Annotated in this window: 1 protein-coding gene; it reads left to right on the top strand. The window is 77.4% G+C overall.

The window, feature by feature from the left end:
• On the top strand, positions 1-411 hold a 411-nt coding region (locus tag D588_RS0120975), incomplete at both ends, for a nitronate monooxygenase (RefSeq protein WP_017917394.1).

Genomic DNA, 411 nt, shown 5'->3' with positions numbered 1-411 from the left:
CCTGCGCCACCACCCTGGACGAGGCGCTGGCCGCGCAGGCCGCCGGTGCCGATGCGGTGGTCGCGCAGGGGGCGGAGGCCGGCGGCCATCGCGGTGCCTTCGAGGCCGGCAGCGCCGAGCGGCAGTTGACCGGGCTGTTCGCGCTGCTGCCGCGGCTGGCCGACCAGTTGCAGATCCCGGTGATCGCCGCCGGCGGCATCGGCGAAGGCCGTGGCATCGCCGCCGCTTTGACCCTGGGCGCGAGCGCGGTGCAGATCGGCACCGCCCTGCTGCGCACCCCGGAGGCGGCGCTGGCACCGGCCTGGGCGGATGCGCTGGCCCACGCCGAACCCGAGCAGACCACGTTGACCCGCGCCTTTTCCGGCCGCCTGGGCCGCGCGCTGGCCACCGACTACGTGCGCGCCGCCGCTG

This window comes from Xanthomonas sp. SHU 308 (assembly GCF_000364645.1).
GTDB classification, from domain to species: Bacteria; Pseudomonadota; Gammaproteobacteria; order Xanthomonadales; family Xanthomonadaceae; genus Xanthomonas_A; species Xanthomonas_A sontii.
Note: the sequence above shows the minus strand (reverse complement) of the source record. Positions and strands in the feature narration are given on the sequence as shown.